The sequence below is a fragment of the Bradyrhizobium sp. 1200_D9_N1_1 genome (assembly GCF_052075915.1).
In the GTDB taxonomy this organism is placed as follows: Bacteria; Pseudomonadota; Alphaproteobacteria; order Rhizobiales; family Xanthobacteraceae; genus Bradyrhizobium; species Bradyrhizobium diazoefficiens.
In genome coordinates this window covers 6,207,436-6,222,400 of record NZ_CP197226.1, presented here as the reverse complement: position 1 = coordinate 6,222,400, position 14,965 = coordinate 6,207,436, and the positions used below count along the sequence as shown (strand labels likewise).

The window sequence follows — 14,965 nt, the reverse complement described above, 5'->3', positions numbered from 1 at the left end:
GATCAAGTTGACGTGCCGCGTAGCGAGGCGCGAACCTCGTCGACGGTGCGCTTCGGGTCCTGGAGGTGAGGGTAGTGCCCGATGCCGGGAAGAAGCGCCAACTCGGCGTCGATCCTTGCGGCGAGCTCTATTCCCATCTCCTTCTTGATGTAGAGGTCCTTCTCGCCCCAAACCACCTTCACCGGGGTTTTGAGCCGGGCTAGTTGCGATTCGAAGTGGTCTTGGTCTCGCGTGAAGTGCGAGTAGTAGTGGGAGAACGCGTCTACGGTCGTCATCGCGCCGTGGCTCCATCCGTGGGACATGTCGTCCCTAAACTGCTGCGAAACTTCGAACTGCGCTTCCTTGGGCAAGCCTCTTGTGAAGATGTTTTCCAGGATCTCGTCGCGGTTACTGTTCATGTTGGCGCGGACCTGCTCCATGGCAGGCCCCGCCTTCAGATTTTGCAGCTTCTCGGACATGAACTGCGGCCTGTTGAACGGGGCGAAGTCGCCAACGATGATTGTCCTTGCGATATCGGGTTTTTCCACCGCCAGCAGGAGTGCCGGTAGGGCCCCGATGTCCGTTGCGTAAATCGTGAGCCTCGACGTGTCGATGCCTGCTTTCACGATGTACTGATCCAGAACATGCGCGTAGTCCTTCGGCGCATAGGAGAACCTGTCGACCATTGGCCTCGATGAAAGACCGTAACCCGGCCAATCGAAAGCGTGGACTTCGTAGTCGTCGGCGAGGGCCTCGGCAATGTCCTTCCAGGCGGACAGGGTCTCCGGAAAGCCGTGCAGAAAGAGAACGGTCCCCTTCGGTCTCGGGTTACGCAGAACCACTCTTCTGAGCGTGATGTCTTCGTTGATCTCGAAGAAATCGATTGTTGTGTTGTTGATCCGGTATGACATGATCAGCGTCCTTTCGTCCCGTTATCCGATCAGCGTGCAGGCCAAGTTGATCTGGAGTCTGAAAGAAGCTCGGCAGAGAACTTCCCGGCGCCTCCTGGGGCTTACGTCCCGAGTGCTGCCTGTGGCGTGTTCCGAAAGCTGATCGCCATGCGATTGTAGGCGTTCATCAGGCCAATCGCGATCGTGAGGTCCACGAGTTCTCGCTCGTCGAACACGGCGCGGGCGTCCTGATAGGCTTCATCCGGCACGCCGGTATCCGCGACGCGCGTCACCGTTTCGGCCCACGCAAGGGCGGCGCGTTCACGCTCGTCGAAGAGGGCGCCGGCTTCCTTCCACGCCTGCACCAGCGCGATCTTTTCGATCTTCACTCCCTTCTTGAGCAGGTCACGGGTGTGCGTATCGAGGCAGTACGCGCAATTGTTAATCTGGGAAATTCGCAGGTTGACCAGCTCGACCAGCGTAGGGGAAAGGCCGCTCTGCATGACGTAGCCACGGACACCGCCCAGCGCTTTCACGCCTGCCGGTGCAATCTGATTGTAGTCGAGACGCTGACTCATGTTTTGTTCCTTGGTGATGAATTCTGCTCGATGGAGATCATTTCGTGCTCTCTTGGTTTGGGCAGAATGTTCAGATCTATTTGCGCAGCGGCCGGAAGCCTGCGCGAACCTCTTGCGTGAAAAGCTGCGGCTGTTCCCAGGCCGCAAAGTGTCCGCCTTTGTCGACCTTGTTGTAGTGGATGAGCTTGTGGTAGGCCCGCTCGGTCCAACTGCGCGGAGCCTGGTAGATTTCGCCGGGAAAGACGCTCACGGCGGTGGGAATCGAGATGTTGACCGCGTTCAGCGCGCTCATTCCCTTGTTTTCCCAGTAGAAGCGGGCCGCCGAGATCGCGGTGTTCGTCAGCCAGTAGAGCGTGATGTCGTCGAGGACGTCGTCGCGGGTCACGGCGCCGGCTGGATGCCCGTTGACGGTGCGTCCGAGCACGGCCGAAGTGATCGCCGCCGCCGGCTGCGCGTCACCGTCGCCGTGATCGAGAATCCACGCGGCCAGGCCGACCGGCGAATCCGCCAATCCGTAGAGTGTCTGCGGCCGGGTCGCCATCATGGCTGCGTAGGCAAAATGCTTGGCGCGGAAATCCTTCACCTGGTCGAAGGCGTGTTGCTCGTCGGCCGAGAGACCGGAGGGTGCCTCACCGCTCTGCAGCGCCTTGGTGATCTCCGGCGGAATCGTGCCGGGGAAGTTGGTGTGGATGCCCAGCAGTTCCGGCGGCGCCTGCTCAGCCATCGCATTGGAAATGAGGGCGCCGATGTCGCCGCCCTGCGCGACAAAGCGTGCGTAGCCAAGGCGCTTCATCAGCGCGACCCAGGCGCGCGCGACGCGGGCAGGGCCCCAGCCGCTGGTGGTTGGCTTGCCCGAAAACCCGTAGCCGGGAACTGACGGGATCACGACATGGAAGGCGTCCGATGCGCTCGCGCCGTACGCCGTGGGATTGGTGAGGGGATCGATGATCTTCAATTGCTCGATGATCGAGCCTGGCCATCCATGCGTGACGATGAGCGGCAGCGCATCTTCGTGCTTCGAACGAACGTGAATGAAATGAATGTCCAGCCCGTCGATCTCTGTGATGAACTGCGGCAGGGCGTTCAGCTTTACCTCGATCTTTCGCCAGTCGTAGTCCGTCGCCCAATAGCGCGCGAGGTCCCGGAGGATCGCAAGCTGCACGCCCTGCGATTCGTCGGCGACTGTTTCCTGCTCCGGCCACCTCGTCGCGTTGATGCGTCTGCGCAGATCGATCAGCGCCTCTTCTGGAACGTCGATCCGGAAGGGGCGGATTTCGTCAGCTGTGGCCGCCGGCGCCGGGTGCGCGGGGAAAAGGCTCGCGGCGGCCGCCGCGGCCATTCCCACCGCGGCGGAACGCAAAAGCTGGCGCCGGTCCGGGTTGATGACTTCAGAAACTGATTGCGCACGCATTGGGACTCTCCCTCACTCTTTCGGTTGGGTGACGTCGCAGCCGCGGCTCAGACCGGGAGCGGCTGGCCGGCCTGCTCACGGGCGATGTAGTCGGCGTACCAGTCCGGCCAGTTCGCATCGTACTGACCGCCGTTCCGCTTCTCGTGCTCGCCGTGTGCCGCGGACGCACGCCGGAGCGCGCTCGCAAGCTCGGTCGAGGAGGTGAATGTCGTGTCTGCTGCCTCGACGCGTCCCGGCAATCGCGTGGTCACCTCCTGGAACAGCCAGCCGTTGCCGTCGGGATCGTGGAACGAAACGTACGAACGATAGCTGCGGTGCGCGGGCTCCGCACCACCAATCCGACGTCGCCCGAACAGATAGGGTTCGTCCGGGCCGGTGTGCACGTCGCCTCCGGCGTGGAAGACCTCGCTGACCTCGACGCCGCGATCGCGCAGATCGTTTCGCGCAGCTTCGATGTCGGAGACGACCAGGTACAGGCCCTGGGCGGAGCCGGGTGCCGCCGCGGTGACGTTCTTGCCGAAAATGACCGAGGAGGGGGAGCCGGGCGGCGTGAACTGGATCACGCGGTAATCATCAGGCCCCGCGAAATCGGCATCGAGCCTCCATCCGAGGTTTGCATAGAACTCCTTGGCACGATCGACGTCGGAAACGGGGATCACGACGACTTCGAGCTTCATGTCGATCGTTGGTGCTCTGGTGGTCTTCTTTGCATTTGTGACTGGCATGGTTCTCTCCTGATTTGGCGCGTATACGATATAATCGGGTGCGAGTCATAAAGTGCCGCCAGGCTCTGATGTCAACCCTTTCGATTTAATCGGATGCGATATATATGCATGCGAGACTTCACATATCCGTGTCTGAAAGGGCGTCCACAATGAGCCTTACGAACGGTCTCAGAGCCGATTCCAGAGATAATTCAATAGACAATCAGAACCAGGAACCGGCCGCGGGCGACCGGAGCCTCGCTGATTTCCTGTGCTTCGCGATCTATTCGGCCAACCTCGCCTACGGGCGGGCCTACCGGCAGGTCGGCCTGACCTACCCGCAATGGATCGCCATCGTGGCGCTGTGGGAGCAAGATGACCAGACCGTGAGTGAACTCGGCGACAGGATGTTCCTGGAATCCAACACCCTGACGCCGATACTAAAAAAGCTCGAGGCGATGGGCTATTTGCGCCGCGAGCGCGATCCCGCCGACGAGCGGCAGGTGCGCGTCAGCCTCACCGACGCCGGCCGACGCCTGCGCGAGAAGGGCATGCACATGAATCTCGTGAAGTCGAGCGGGCTCAAGCAGGATGATTTCGCGCGGCTGCAGAAAAGCGTCGTCACGCTCCGCGACAATTTGATCAAGGCGACGAAGGACGAGTGACGAGTGACAGGCCCTCTCCCTGTGAATCGGTCAGGGATGTGGACGTCAAGCGGGCAGGGCGTCACCTGCGTCCGAACAGTCCTCCCAGCACGCCGCCGATCAGTCCACCGGGACCGCCCCCACTGTGCTGATGGTCCGCACCCGCGCGACGGCGGGCCGAACGGTCGTCATCGGATTTATCGCTGCCGCTGAAGCTGGCATGCGCCGCCGAGGCGGACTCGGTCAGTAGCGCCTGATGTTGCAGCGGGTTCAGGAAGCCAGTCCTGGGATAGCCGCGTGCCGCCTGCCAGCGCGTGATGACGGCGCGGGTCGACACGTCGAACCGTCCGTTGACCTTGGTGTCGAAACCGAGACCGGTCAGCCGGCGCTGCACGTCGCGACGCTTTCCCTTGTTGAGGCCGATCTGATCTTCGGTTTCCTGAGTTGCCTCACCGGCAACGATCGCCGGATCGATGGATGCGATCAGTTCGCGGTCGGTCGTGCTCGGACCGGCTGCGGCAGCATTTGCACCGAGGAGAACTCCCAAGAAAATTCCCAAGACTGATAACGCGAGGATGAAGACGCGCAATGGCATATCCTTCGCTGATCTTGAGTCTCGCAATGATTTCGCGTTGAACACCTGTATCGGTTCAAATGCACCGCTGTGACACTCGAATTTCGGGTGGTGTCTAAATCAAAGGTCAACTCCGGGTTCCGTCGCTGGCAACTGTTACAGGAGGCACTTGTTCCTTGGCGGGCGTAGCTTGTTACACGGAATTGCGTCGGGACTGCCCGACAGGCGCTTGGCTAACGACCTCGGCACGTTGGGATGCGCACAGGCGGTCATCCGTTCTGGCGCACATTTCGGACCCACGTCGACATCGCGGCACTTCCGGAAAGAGTCCAACAGCGGATGCTCGGGATTTGGGCTGCCGCCAAGTCGCGCCTGCTTGCGAGAGTTCGCGGTCAATTTCGTCCGCCGGTTGCACGGATGGTCGATCTGGTATAGTTTTGTGTTAATTCGAGCTTTTGCTTTTTTACCTGTGACTTTTTACTTACCGGATATCGGTAATGATTTACCAGAACGTCGACAGAATTGCTGTCGGTATGCGTTTCAGGATGAGCAAGCTTGGTGCTGCTCGATGCCCGGAGCTTGCTGACCGGAGCGGCATCGTCATTGACGTGAGCCGTCGTACCACGGGCCTCACCGTGCTGTTCGATGGCGCCCGAAGACCAACTTGCCTGCACAGAGATTTCATATCGCCCATCTCGGATGGGGAGGTCGCCGCACCTTCCATCGCTTCAGACGAATGAGGGTCCGTGAAGTTTTCAAAACCGCGCGAATGGTCTAGGCACGACGCGCAGCGATTGAAGGCTCTTGCGCGTCAGAAAACCTGCGCCGGAGACATAGCCCGGGAGCTTGATCGCCATGTCACTTCAGTAAGAAAGAAGGCACGCGAACTCGGCTTGCTACTCCCGAAGCGGGCCGTCGTCTCGCAAGTACGTGGGAAGTGAAATCATTCAATGTGGCGCATCGCGCGCCACCGCCGGGATGATGGCATCATGCCCCTGTCTTGCCCGACGGGTCAAACGATTTCGAAAGAACAGCAGTCCCTGCACCGGGCCATCAAGCCATTGATATCGCTGTCCCCGGCTACTGTGCATGGGGTTGTTTTTCGACTTTTTGTTGTGCGGCCTGCAAGAGCCGGCCCTAGTGTCCGCCGAGATAGGCCGTGATCAGCCGGGGGTCGTGGATGAGATCCTTGGCGGGGCCTGACTGCACCACCTCGCCGGTTTCGAGAACGTAGCCGTAGTCGGCCGTCTCCAGCGCGGCGCGCGCGTTCTGCTCGACCAGCAGGATCGACACGCCGAGGTCGCGCAGCGACGCGATGGTGCGGAAGATCTCGCGCACGATCAGCGGCGCAAGGCCGAGGCTGGGCTCGTCCAGCATGAGAAGCTTCGGCTTGGCCATCAGTGCACGGCCGAGCGCGAGCATCTGGCGCTCGCCGCCGGAGAGTGTGCCGGCGGCCTGGCGCTGCCGCTCCTTCAGCCGGGGGAAGCGATCATAGACTTCGTCCAGCGTCTTCTGGACGCCCGAGCGGTCGCGCAGGCTGTACGAGCCGAGGAGCAGATTGTCGGCGACCGACATGTCGGAGAACAGCTCGCGCTTTTCCGGGACGAGGCACAGCCGGCGCTCGACGCGGTCCTCGACGGACATCCTCCCGATATCGTTGCCCTGAAACACCAGGCGGCCGCGCGATGCGAGCAGCCCGATGGCGGCCATCAGCAGCGTGGTCTTGCCGGCGCCATTCGGGCCGATGACGGTGACGATCTGCCCTTCCTCGACCGACAGCGAGACGTTGCGGACCGCTTCGACATTGTCGTAGCAGACGGTCACGTCGGTCATCGAAAACATCTCGCTCACGCGACGCCTCCAAGATAGGCCTCTTGAACCCGCTCGTCGCTGCGGATCGCCGCTGGAGCGCCTTCGCAGAGCTTTGAGCCGAAATCGAGCACCACGATGCGGTCGACCAGCGACATCACGAACTCCATGTCGTGTTCGACGATCAGGATGGTCAGGTGGTCCGACCGCAGCGACCTGAGCAGCTCCGCAAGCCGCAGCTTCTCCTGGCGGCGAAGGCCGGCCGCCGGCTCGTCCAGCACCAGCAGCGCCGGGTCCGCGGCGAGCGCACGGGCGATCTCCAGGATGCGCTGATTGCCGAGCGGCAGATTGCCCGCGAGCTCGAACGGCTTTTCGCCGAGCCCGACGCGCTCGAGCTGCATCAGGGCCTCGTGCCGCGCGCTGGCCTCCTCGCGCTGGTTGAGGCGGAAGGCGCTGGCGAACAGGCCGGTGCTGGTGCGGGCGTAGGTGCCGAGCATCACGTTTTCGAGCAGGCTCATGCGCGGCCGCAGCTTCACATGCTGGAAGGTCCGCGCGATCCCGGCCTTGGCGATGCGGGATTGCGCGTCGCGCGTGATGGGGCGTCCCGCAAAGACGATCTCGCCCTTGTTGACCCGGAGCGCGCCGGTCAGGCAGTTGAACATCGTGCTCTTGCCGGCGCCGTTCGGGCCGATGACGGCGAGGATCTCGCCGGACCGCACCTCGAAGCTGACATTGTTGACGGCGACGAGGCCGCCGAACCGCCGCTCGGCGCCATCGACCTTCAGAAGCAGTTCGCCCGGGGTCGGCTGCGCGCGGCGGGGCAGGGGCGGCGCCGGCAGCGGCCGATCGCGCCGGACCTTCGGCAGAAAGCGCGCAACGAACGGCACGATGCCCTGCCGCGCCCATTGCAGGAACAGGATGAACAATGCGGAGAAGGCGACGATCTCGAGCTGACCGGAAGCGCCCTTGGCGATCAGCGGCAGATAGTCTTGCACGCTGTTCTTGAGCAGGGTGACGACGGCGGCACCGACGACGCCGCCGAGAAGGCTGCCGGCGCCGCCGACCATCGACATCATCAGATATTCGATGCCCATGCCGGCATCGAACGGGCCAGGGCTGATGAACCGGCTCATATGGGCGTAGAGCCACCCTGAGAGCGAGGCCAGGAAGGCCGCGATCACGAAGGTCACGAGCTTGATCTGGAAGGCGTTGATGCCGAGGCTCTCGACCAGCGTGTTGCCGCCGCGGAGCGCGCGCATGGCGCGGCCGAGCCGGGAGTCCAACAAATTATATCCGAGCAGCAGGACGGCGGCGACGATGCCCCAGATCAGGAAATAGATCTGCGCGCTCGAGACCAGCGCGATCGATCCGATGCTGATCGGCGGGATCGACGAGATGCCATTGAAGCGGCCGAGCCCCTCGACATTGCCGAACAGGAAGCCGATCGCGAGGCCCCATGCGACGGTCGAGAGCGAGAGGAAATGGCCCTGAAGCCGCAAGGTGACGACGCCGAGGATGGACGCCACCGAGCAGGTCAGCGCCACGCCGAACAGGAGGCCGAGCCACGGGGAGTACCCGTTCAGCGCGGAGACCCAGGCCGTTGCATAGGCCGCGACGCCGACGAACGCGGCCTGTCCGAACGACACGATGCCGCCGACACCGGTGAGCAGGGCAAGGCCGATGGCGACCAGCGAATAGATGCCGATGTAGTTCATCAGCGTGATGCTGAATGGACTGAGCACGAAGGGGGCTACCGCCAGACACACCAGCGCCGCCATTGCCGCAAGCTGAATTTGGAAGCGCGTCATTCCTCGATCTCCTCCTCGGAATGCAGCGAGGCGAGCGATCGCCAGATCAGGATCGGGATCAGAAGCGAGAACACGATGACGTCCTTCAGCGCGCTGCTCTCGAAGGATGCGAAGCTTTCGAGAATACCGACGCCGACGGCGCCGATCGCCGCGCCGGGATAGCTGGTCATGCCGCCGACGATGGCGCCGACGAAGGCCTTGAGGCCGATCAGGAAGCCGGAATCGTAGAACACGGTGTTGACCGGTGCGATCAGGATGCCCGATACGCCGGCCATCAGCGAGCCCAGCAGATAGGCGATCGTGCCGGCGCGGGCGGGCCGTATTCCCATCAGGCGGGAGCCGGTCCGGTTCACGGCGGTGGCACGCAGCGATTTTCCGACCAGCGTGAAGTCGAAGAAGAGAAAGAGCAGGCCACTGAAGACGAGGGCTGCGATCACGATCAGCATGGTCTGGCCCGAGACCAGCACGCCGGCGAACTCGGCCGACAACGACGTCAGCGGTTCGGTTCTGACGCCTTCAGGTCCGAAGAACAGCAGCCCCAGGCCCACCAGCGCGAAATGCAGCGCGACCGAGACCGTCAGGAGCAACAACACCGTTCCGTCCGCGATGGGGCGGAAGACGATCCGATCCAGCAGCGGAGCGATCGGCGTGATCAGCATCAAGGCAAGCACGAGCCTGACGGCGAGCGGAGGATCGGCGCGCATCGTCAGCCAGGCGAGGCCAACCACGGCCACCGGAAGCACGAGGTAGAACAAGAGCGCGCGCGGCAGCAGCCGGGTTTCGCCGGCGCGTACCAGCGAGATGATCTCGATCAGGGTCGCAAGGCAGGCCAGGATGACCACCAGCGCCCCCGTGCCCGGAAAGCGCTTCGCATCGAGGGCCGCCAGCGTCAGCGCGGTGAACGCGGCGATGTCGCCGAAGGGAATGAAGATGACCCTGGTCACCGTGAAGATGAGGACGGTCCCGATCGCCACCAGCGCATAGACTGCGCCGGTGGCGATCCCGTCGATCGCAAGAATGGCTGCGATGTCACTCGTCATTGAGACGTCGTTCCCCCGTTCTGACTGTCTGCCGCCTTCCGACTACGGCGCGTACTTCCAGGCACCGCCGGTCAGCCGCACTACGACGAGCGCGCGTTCGTCGACGCCGGTCACCGCACCGGGCTTGAAGTTGTAGACGGCATGCACGCCCGGCAGCTCCTTGGTGCTGAGGATCGCATCCCGCAACGCAGCGCGGAATTCCGCCGTTCCGGGCTTGGCGATCTTGAGCGCGCGCTCGGCGGCGTTGGCGAAGATCAGCCAGGCGTCGAAGGAGTAGGCGGAGAAGCCGTCCGTGGTCGGGATGTTATGGGTCTTCTGGTAGACGCTGCGGAAATCCAGCGCGATCTTCTTGGCAAAGTGCTCGTCGGGAAGCTGCTCGGCGACGATCACGGGACCCGCGGAGACCTGAATGCCGTCGGCCGCCTTGCCGCCGACGTTGACGAAGTCCGGATTGACCAGCGCGACGGTACCGTAGGTGTTTCCCTTGAAGCCGCGTTCCGCGAGGCTGAGCAGAGGCAGCGCGCCCTGGGTGCCCGAGCCGCCGTCCAGCACGGCGTCCGGCCGCGCCGCAAGCACCTTCAGGGTTTGCGCGGTGACCGAGGTGTCGGTGCGGGCATAGCGCTCGTTGGTCTGGACCTTGATGTCGCCGGCGGCTTCGGCGGCCTTGGCGCCGTTGTAGACGAGGTCGCCCCACGCGTCGGAGAAGCCGATATAGCCGATGTTCTTCATGCCGTCGCGCTTCATGCGGTCGGCGACGATCTTGACGAGGAGTGAAGCCGGCTGCGGCACCGACACCACCCACTGCTCCGGCGTATCAGGCAATTTGGCGATCGGCGAGACCGCGATCATCGGCACCTTCAGCTCGCTCGCCACGGCCGCCATGGCGATGGTCGAGGGGGCCGTCGCGGTGCCGATCAGGAGGTCGACTTTCTCTTCCTCCACCAGCTTGCGCGCATTGCGGGTCGCGGCCGACGGGTCGGAGCCGTCGTCGAGCTGGATCAGGCGAATGGTCTCGCCGTTGATGGTCTTCTTGTATTCATAGGCGGCGTTGATGCCCCGCCCATAGGGGATTCCGATCGACGAGCCGTTGCCGCTGAGCGAGGTGACGAAGCCGATCGTGATGTCGGCCCGCGCAGCCGGGGCTGCGAAGATTCCGGCGACAAGTGCAAGTAGGCTCAGAGTCTTGCGCATTTGCGTTCTCCTCCGTTGATGCTGGATAGGAATGCCTTGATGCCGCCACGCGGGGAGCCCGAACGACGAACGAACCGATTGAAAGCATTGCTGCAGCGCCAAATCCCGGGCGCGGCCGAAGAGAGTTTGCTCGGGCGGGCGTCAGCAGCCATGGCCCTGGTTGCCGTTCGAACAACGAGCCCATCGGCGAATGCGGGCGGGCCTTTTCTGAAGCAATGAAAGGTCGTTGGCCCTGCCGCGATGCGCGACCGGCGGTGCTGCTGCTGCCGGCTGTTCGAGCACGGCGACTGTCCACACGATCGAGTCTCTCAAAATCGGTGCCCTGCAACATCATTGTCATGGCCACCGGTCCCTGACCGGCGAGGAATTACTTAAAGCCTAAAGTATTATCGGTGGGGCCGTCAACACGTGTCACGGTGCTGTCAGAAAAAAATGTCGTTGCATACAATTTCGCCAGAGCGCGGCGCTTCTTTGCCATTCGATTGGACGAAAAGGCCGTGCCTGCCTTGCCGTGGCGGTGGCCGTCGCCAGCGTCGCGGCGTGCATTTGACGCGTGAATTAGTTTATGATTGAAATATATTCATCGGCAGCCGACGACCGATCCTCCGATCACCGCTTGAGGAGAAGGACGATGCGCATCTTCTGGCAGAGCTTCGTTGATGCGAGCGTGAACGCGCCCTACATGGCGCGGCTGTCGGAGTACCTCAACAACATCGCCGCATCCGGCACGACGGTTCATGTCGAGGGCATTTCGCCGCCGGACCGCGAGTTCGGACGGCTTGCGGAATTGCGCTGCGCCGTCCAGGCGATCGACAACGGCATCGCGGCCGAGGAGGGCGGGTTCGACGCCTTCGTCATGGGGCACTTCCAGGATCCGGGTCTCTACGAGCTGCGCTCGACGCTCGACATTCCCGTGATCGGGACCGGCGAGGCGACGTTGCTGGCGGCCTCGCAGCTCGGCCGGCGATTAGGCCTTGTGACGCTCGATCCTGTCTTCGAGGTCTGGCATTACGAGCAGGCCGAGCGCTACGGCCTCGGCGATCGCGTGGTCCACGTGACGGGCCTTGGCTGCAAGCCGGCGGATTTCGCCGATGCGTTCGCCGGAGATCAGGCCGCGCAAGCCCGCATGATCGAGGATTTTGTCGCCTGCGCACGTCCGCTGGTCGAGCGCGGCGCCGACGTCGTGATCCCCGCCGGTGTGCTGCCGGGCCTCCTGATCGGCAGGGAGCATGGCCTGAAGGTCGGCCACGCGCCCGTGGTCAACTGCGCGGCCGTGGCCCTGAAGAGTGCGGAGATGTGGGTGCAGCTCCGGAAGCTCAATGGCACCGAGCCCAGCCGCGGGCCGAGCTTCAAGCGGGCCAGCGCACAGGCGCGCGACGATTTTCGCGCACTTCTCGCCCGCAACAGCCGCCAGTCCCGGTGAACCAGCCTTGGAGAACCAGCCATGATGACTCCCGAAAAGATCCTGTACGAGACCGAGGTGACGGCGACCGGAGGTCGGGATGGCAAGGCCGCCAGCACTGACGATCGGCTGTCGGTCTTGCTGTCCGTGCCGAAATCGCTGGGCGGCCCCGGCGGCGAGGGCACCAATCCCGAGCAGCTCTTTGCGGCCGGCTATGCCGCGTGCTTTCTCGGTGCGGTCAAGCTGGTCGCGCGCACCCGCAAGGTCGCGCCATCCGCCGAGCCCTCGGTGACCGCGAAGGTTGCAATGGGGCCGGTCCCCGTCGGATATGCGCTCGCCGTTGAACTGAAAGTCAACCTGCCGGGTGTCGAGAAATCTGTGGCCGAAGAGGTCGTCGCCGGCGCGCACGAGCGTTGCCCCTATTCGAACGCAACCCGCGGCAATATTGCCGTGAAACTGACGGTGGTCTGAGGCGGATGAACGAGGCGGGCGCTCGGTGACCAATTCCTTACGCACACCGTACGGCGGCGTCGTGATTGCGGCTCCCGTCACGATTCCCTATGTGCGCTACTCCATCGAAAGCGCGCAGTGGTGGATCGGCCGTGCGCTCAGCGCGCTCGTCGCGCAGGCCGGCATCAAAGCCTCCGACGTCGACGGTCTGTGCGTCTCCAGCTTCACCATGGGGACTGACAGCGGGATCGGATTGACGCAGCATTTCGGGCTTTGCGTGCGATGGCTGGATACGATCCCGCTCGGCGGCGCCAGCGCCGTCGCAGGATTGCGAAAGGCGGCGCGTGCGGTTCAGGCTCATGACGCCGACATCGTGGCGTGCGTGGCGGGTGACACCAACCACGTCGATTCCTTCCGGCTGACGCTCGAGAATTTCTCGCGCTTCAACCAGGATGCCGTCTATCCCTATGGCGCGGGCGGCGCCAATGCGAGCTTCGCGCTGATCGCGCGCAACTATATGCGCACCTTCGGCGTCACGCGGGAGGATGTCGGCAGGATCGCGGTCGCCCAGCGCGCCAATGCGCTGCGCAACCCGCACGCGTTGATGAAGGCACCGTTGACGCTCGAACAGTATCTCGCGGCCCGACCGATCTCCGATCCCATCCATCTGTTCGACTGCGTGATGCCCTGCGCCGGCGCGGAAGCGTTCCTCGTAATGCGCGAAGATACTGCGGCATCGCTGGGGCTGCCTGCGGCGCGACTGCTGTCGACGATCGAGCGGCACAATGCCTTCGCCGACGATCCGATGCAGGTGCGTGGCGGCTGGGCGATGGACATCGGCGAACTCTATGCGATGGCCGGCGTGAAGCCTGATGATCTCGATGTCGTGCAGACCTATGACGACTATCCCGTCATCACGATGATGCAGTTCGAGGATCTCGGCTTCTGCAAGAAGGGGGAGGGGGCCGAGTTCGTGCGCCAGCACGATCTCACCATCGATGGCGACTTTCCGCACAACACCTCGGGCGGACAACTCTCGGCCGGGCAGGCCGGCGCGGCCGGCGCCTATCTCGGCCTCGTCGAAGGGCTGCGGCAGGTTCTGGGGACTGCAGGCTCCACCCAGGTCAGGAATGCGAACCTCGCCTTGGCCTCGGGGTTCGGTATGATCAATTACGACCGCGGTCTCGCCTCGGGCGCCGCGATCTTTGCAGGGCCGTCGCGATGATAGAGCCGATCAATCCGCCCCGGCGCAAGAACCCGCTGCTGCGGACGCGGCTGCCTGCTTCGCCACCGCGACCGCGCAGCAGGACGTCGCATGGGTTCACGCGGGCAGCCGCCGAAGGCCGCTTCATGCTGCAGCAGTGTGATGCCTGCGGTGCCTTCGCCTATCCCGCGCGGGAGGCTTGTCCGTCTTGCCTGTCGGCCAACCTCGCGTTCGCCGATGCGCCACGACGAGGCGTCCTTCTCGCGGAAACGACGGCACGCGTGCCGAGCGACGTCTATTTCCGCGAACGGGCGCCCTGGCGCATCGGCCTCGTCAAGATGGACTGCGGTCCGACGATCGTCGCACATCTCCATGCCGACGCCGCGGAGGGCGCGCCCGTCCGCATGTCGTTTCAACTCGACAAGAGCGGCCAGGCGGTGGCTTTTGCCCATCCCGAGGGGGAGACTCCCAACATGGCAGACGACAAGCAGTGGCGGGAAATGACGGCCGATCCGAAATTCCGGCGCGTGCTCGTGACCAACGGCCGCAGCGTGATCGGCCAGGAAGCCGTCGCCGCATTGAAGGCGGCAGGCGCCAAGACGGTCTTCGTCGGTGTTGCCCAACCATGGCGGCCTTTCGCCGGCGAGAATCTGCTGCGCGGTCAGGACGGGATCGAAATCGTGACCCTTGATGCAGCCGACGAGAAATCCGCAGCTGATCTCGCCGCCGACATCGGCGGCAAGGTCGATATCCTCGTCAACACGACGGAATATGTGCGGCCGGGCGGCCTGCTCGACCGCAGGGGCACGAGCATCGCGCGGGACGAGATCGACCAGGCCTATCTCGGCTTCATCAACCTCGCGCAGGCCTTTGGCCCCGGCATGCGGATGCGGGGAGCCGATGGCATCAATAACAGCGCCGCGTGGGTCAACATTCTCTCGGTCTATGCGCTGGCGAACTGGCCTGCCTTTGGCGCCTACTCGGCCTCGCAAGCGGCGTGCCTGTCGCTCTCGCACTGCCTTCGTGCCGAGCTCAGGCCCGGCGGCGTCAAGGTGATGAATCTGTTCACCGGGCCTGTCGACACCGAATGGTTCCAGACCGTGCCGCCGCCGAAGGTCGCGCCGCGCGCCATCGCGCAGGCGATCGTATCGGGGCTGAGAGGCGGGCTCGAGGAGATGTATGTCGGAGATGTCGCCGAAGAGATACGGCAACGTCTCGCGGCCAATCCGAAAGCGCTCGAGCGCGAGCTCGACAGGTGACATCGAGATTTCAACCAAGCCG

The 14,965-nt window shown here is 63.6% G+C and carries 15 protein-coding genes; 6 read left to right on the top strand and 9 right to left on the bottom strand.

The window, feature by feature from the left end:
• Positions 1-2: 2 nt before the first annotated feature.
• The 4 genes from AB5K84_RS30020 to AB5K84_RS30005 form a co-directional block, all read right to left on the bottom strand.
• Positions 3-890 carry an alpha/beta fold hydrolase gene (locus tag AB5K84_RS30020; RefSeq protein WP_011086200.1) on the bottom strand — a complete coding sequence of 296 codons (888 nt, stop codon included), beginning with the start codon at positions 888-890 and terminating at the stop codon, positions 3-5.
• Positions 891-991: 101 nt separating this feature from the next.
• On the bottom strand, positions 992-1,447 hold the full coding sequence (locus AB5K84_RS30015) for a carboxymuconolactone decarboxylase family protein (RefSeq protein ID WP_441232704.1): 456 nt from the start codon (positions 1,445-1,447) through the stop codon (positions 992-994).
• A 76-nt stretch (positions 1,448-1,523) separates the two neighbouring features.
• Positions 1,524-2,858 (bottom strand): epoxide hydrolase family protein, encoded by a 1,335-nt coding sequence (locus tag AB5K84_RS30010; RefSeq protein WP_011086202.1) that lies wholly within the window; start codon positions 2,856-2,858, stop codon positions 1,524-1,526.
• A gap of 47 nt (positions 2,859-2,905) precedes the next feature.
• A complete protein-coding gene (locus AB5K84_RS30005) occupies positions 2,906-3,583 on the bottom strand; it encodes a VOC family protein (protein WP_011086203.1) in 678 nt (225 codons plus the stop codon).
• 149 nt (positions 3,584-3,732) lie between these two features.
• On the opposite strand from AB5K84_RS30005, the gene AB5K84_RS30000 reads away from it, so the two are divergent.
• Entirely contained in the window at positions 3,733-4,227 is a 495-nt protein-coding gene (locus AB5K84_RS30000) for a MarR family winged helix-turn-helix transcriptional regulator (RefSeq protein WP_162494078.1), read from the top strand.
• A gap of 61 nt (positions 4,228-4,288) precedes the next feature.
• Here the strand turns inward: AB5K84_RS30000 and AB5K84_RS29995 are convergent, their stop codons facing one another.
• Positions 4,289-4,795 carry a peptidoglycan-binding domain-containing protein gene (locus AB5K84_RS29995; RefSeq protein WP_028172002.1) on the bottom strand — a complete coding sequence of 169 codons (507 nt, stop codon included), beginning with the start codon at positions 4,793-4,795 and terminating at the stop codon, positions 4,289-4,291.
• Positions 4,796-5,277: 482 nt separating this feature from the next.
• On the opposite strand from AB5K84_RS29995, the gene AB5K84_RS29990 reads away from it, so the two are divergent.
• The gene (locus AB5K84_RS29990) at positions 5,278-5,520 is read left to right on the top strand and encodes a hypothetical protein (RefSeq protein ID WP_028172001.1); all 243 of its coding nucleotides are present in this window, start codon (positions 5,278-5,280) and stop codon (positions 5,518-5,520) included.
• A 397-nt stretch (positions 5,521-5,917) separates the two neighbouring features.
• Here the strand turns inward: AB5K84_RS29990 and AB5K84_RS29985 are convergent, their stop codons facing one another.
• Genes AB5K84_RS29985 through AB5K84_RS29970 form a run of 4 tightly spaced genes read right to left on the bottom strand, consistent with a single transcriptional unit; the run spans position 5,918 to position 10,628 of the window.
• A complete protein-coding gene (locus AB5K84_RS29985) occupies positions 5,918-6,631 on the bottom strand; it encodes an ABC transporter ATP-binding protein (protein ID WP_011086207.1) in 714 nt (237 codons plus the stop codon).
• On the bottom strand, positions 6,628-8,397 hold the full coding sequence (locus AB5K84_RS29980) for a branched-chain amino acid ABC transporter ATP-binding protein/permease (RefSeq protein ID WP_011086208.1): 1,770 nt from the start codon (positions 8,395-8,397) through the stop codon (positions 6,628-6,630). Before AB5K84_RS29980 ends, AB5K84_RS29985 begins: the two co-directional genes overlap by 4 nt.
• Positions 8,394-9,437 (bottom strand): branched-chain amino acid ABC transporter permease, encoded by a 1,044-nt coding sequence (locus AB5K84_RS29975; RefSeq protein ID WP_011086209.1) that lies wholly within the window; start codon positions 9,435-9,437, stop codon positions 8,394-8,396. The genes AB5K84_RS29980 and AB5K84_RS29975 overlap by 4 nt, the downstream gene beginning before the upstream one ends.
• A 42-nt stretch (positions 9,438-9,479) precedes the next feature.
• A complete protein-coding gene (locus AB5K84_RS29970; RefSeq protein WP_011086210.1) occupies positions 9,480-10,628 on the bottom strand; it encodes an ABC transporter substrate-binding protein in 1,149 nt (382 codons plus the stop codon).
• Between the two features lie 631 nt (positions 10,629-11,259).
• Between AB5K84_RS29970 and AB5K84_RS29965 the strand changes: the two genes are divergently transcribed.
• The 4 genes from AB5K84_RS29965 to AB5K84_RS29950 are packed head-to-tail and all read left to right on the top strand — an operon-like array spanning position 11,260 to position 14,943.
• Positions 11,260-12,051 carry an aspartate/glutamate racemase family protein gene (locus AB5K84_RS29965; RefSeq protein ID WP_038965978.1) on the top strand — a complete coding sequence of 264 codons (792 nt, stop codon included), beginning with the start codon at positions 11,260-11,262 and terminating at the stop codon, positions 12,049-12,051.
• Between the two features lie 21 nt (positions 12,052-12,072).
• A complete protein-coding gene (locus tag AB5K84_RS29960) occupies positions 12,073-12,501 on the top strand; it encodes an organic hydroperoxide resistance protein (protein WP_038965977.1) in 429 nt (142 codons plus the stop codon).
• 25 nt (positions 12,502-12,526) lie between these two features.
• Positions 12,527-13,705, top strand: a complete 1,179-nt coding sequence (locus AB5K84_RS29955) for a thiolase family protein (protein ID WP_011086213.1) — start codon at positions 12,527-12,529, stop codon at positions 13,703-13,705.
• Positions 13,702-14,943 (top strand): SDR family NAD(P)-dependent oxidoreductase, encoded by a 1,242-nt coding sequence (locus AB5K84_RS29950; protein WP_011086214.1) that lies wholly within the window; start codon positions 13,702-13,704, stop codon positions 14,941-14,943. Before AB5K84_RS29955 ends, AB5K84_RS29950 begins: the two co-directional genes overlap by 4 nt.
• Positions 14,944-14,965: the final 22 nt, after the last annotated feature.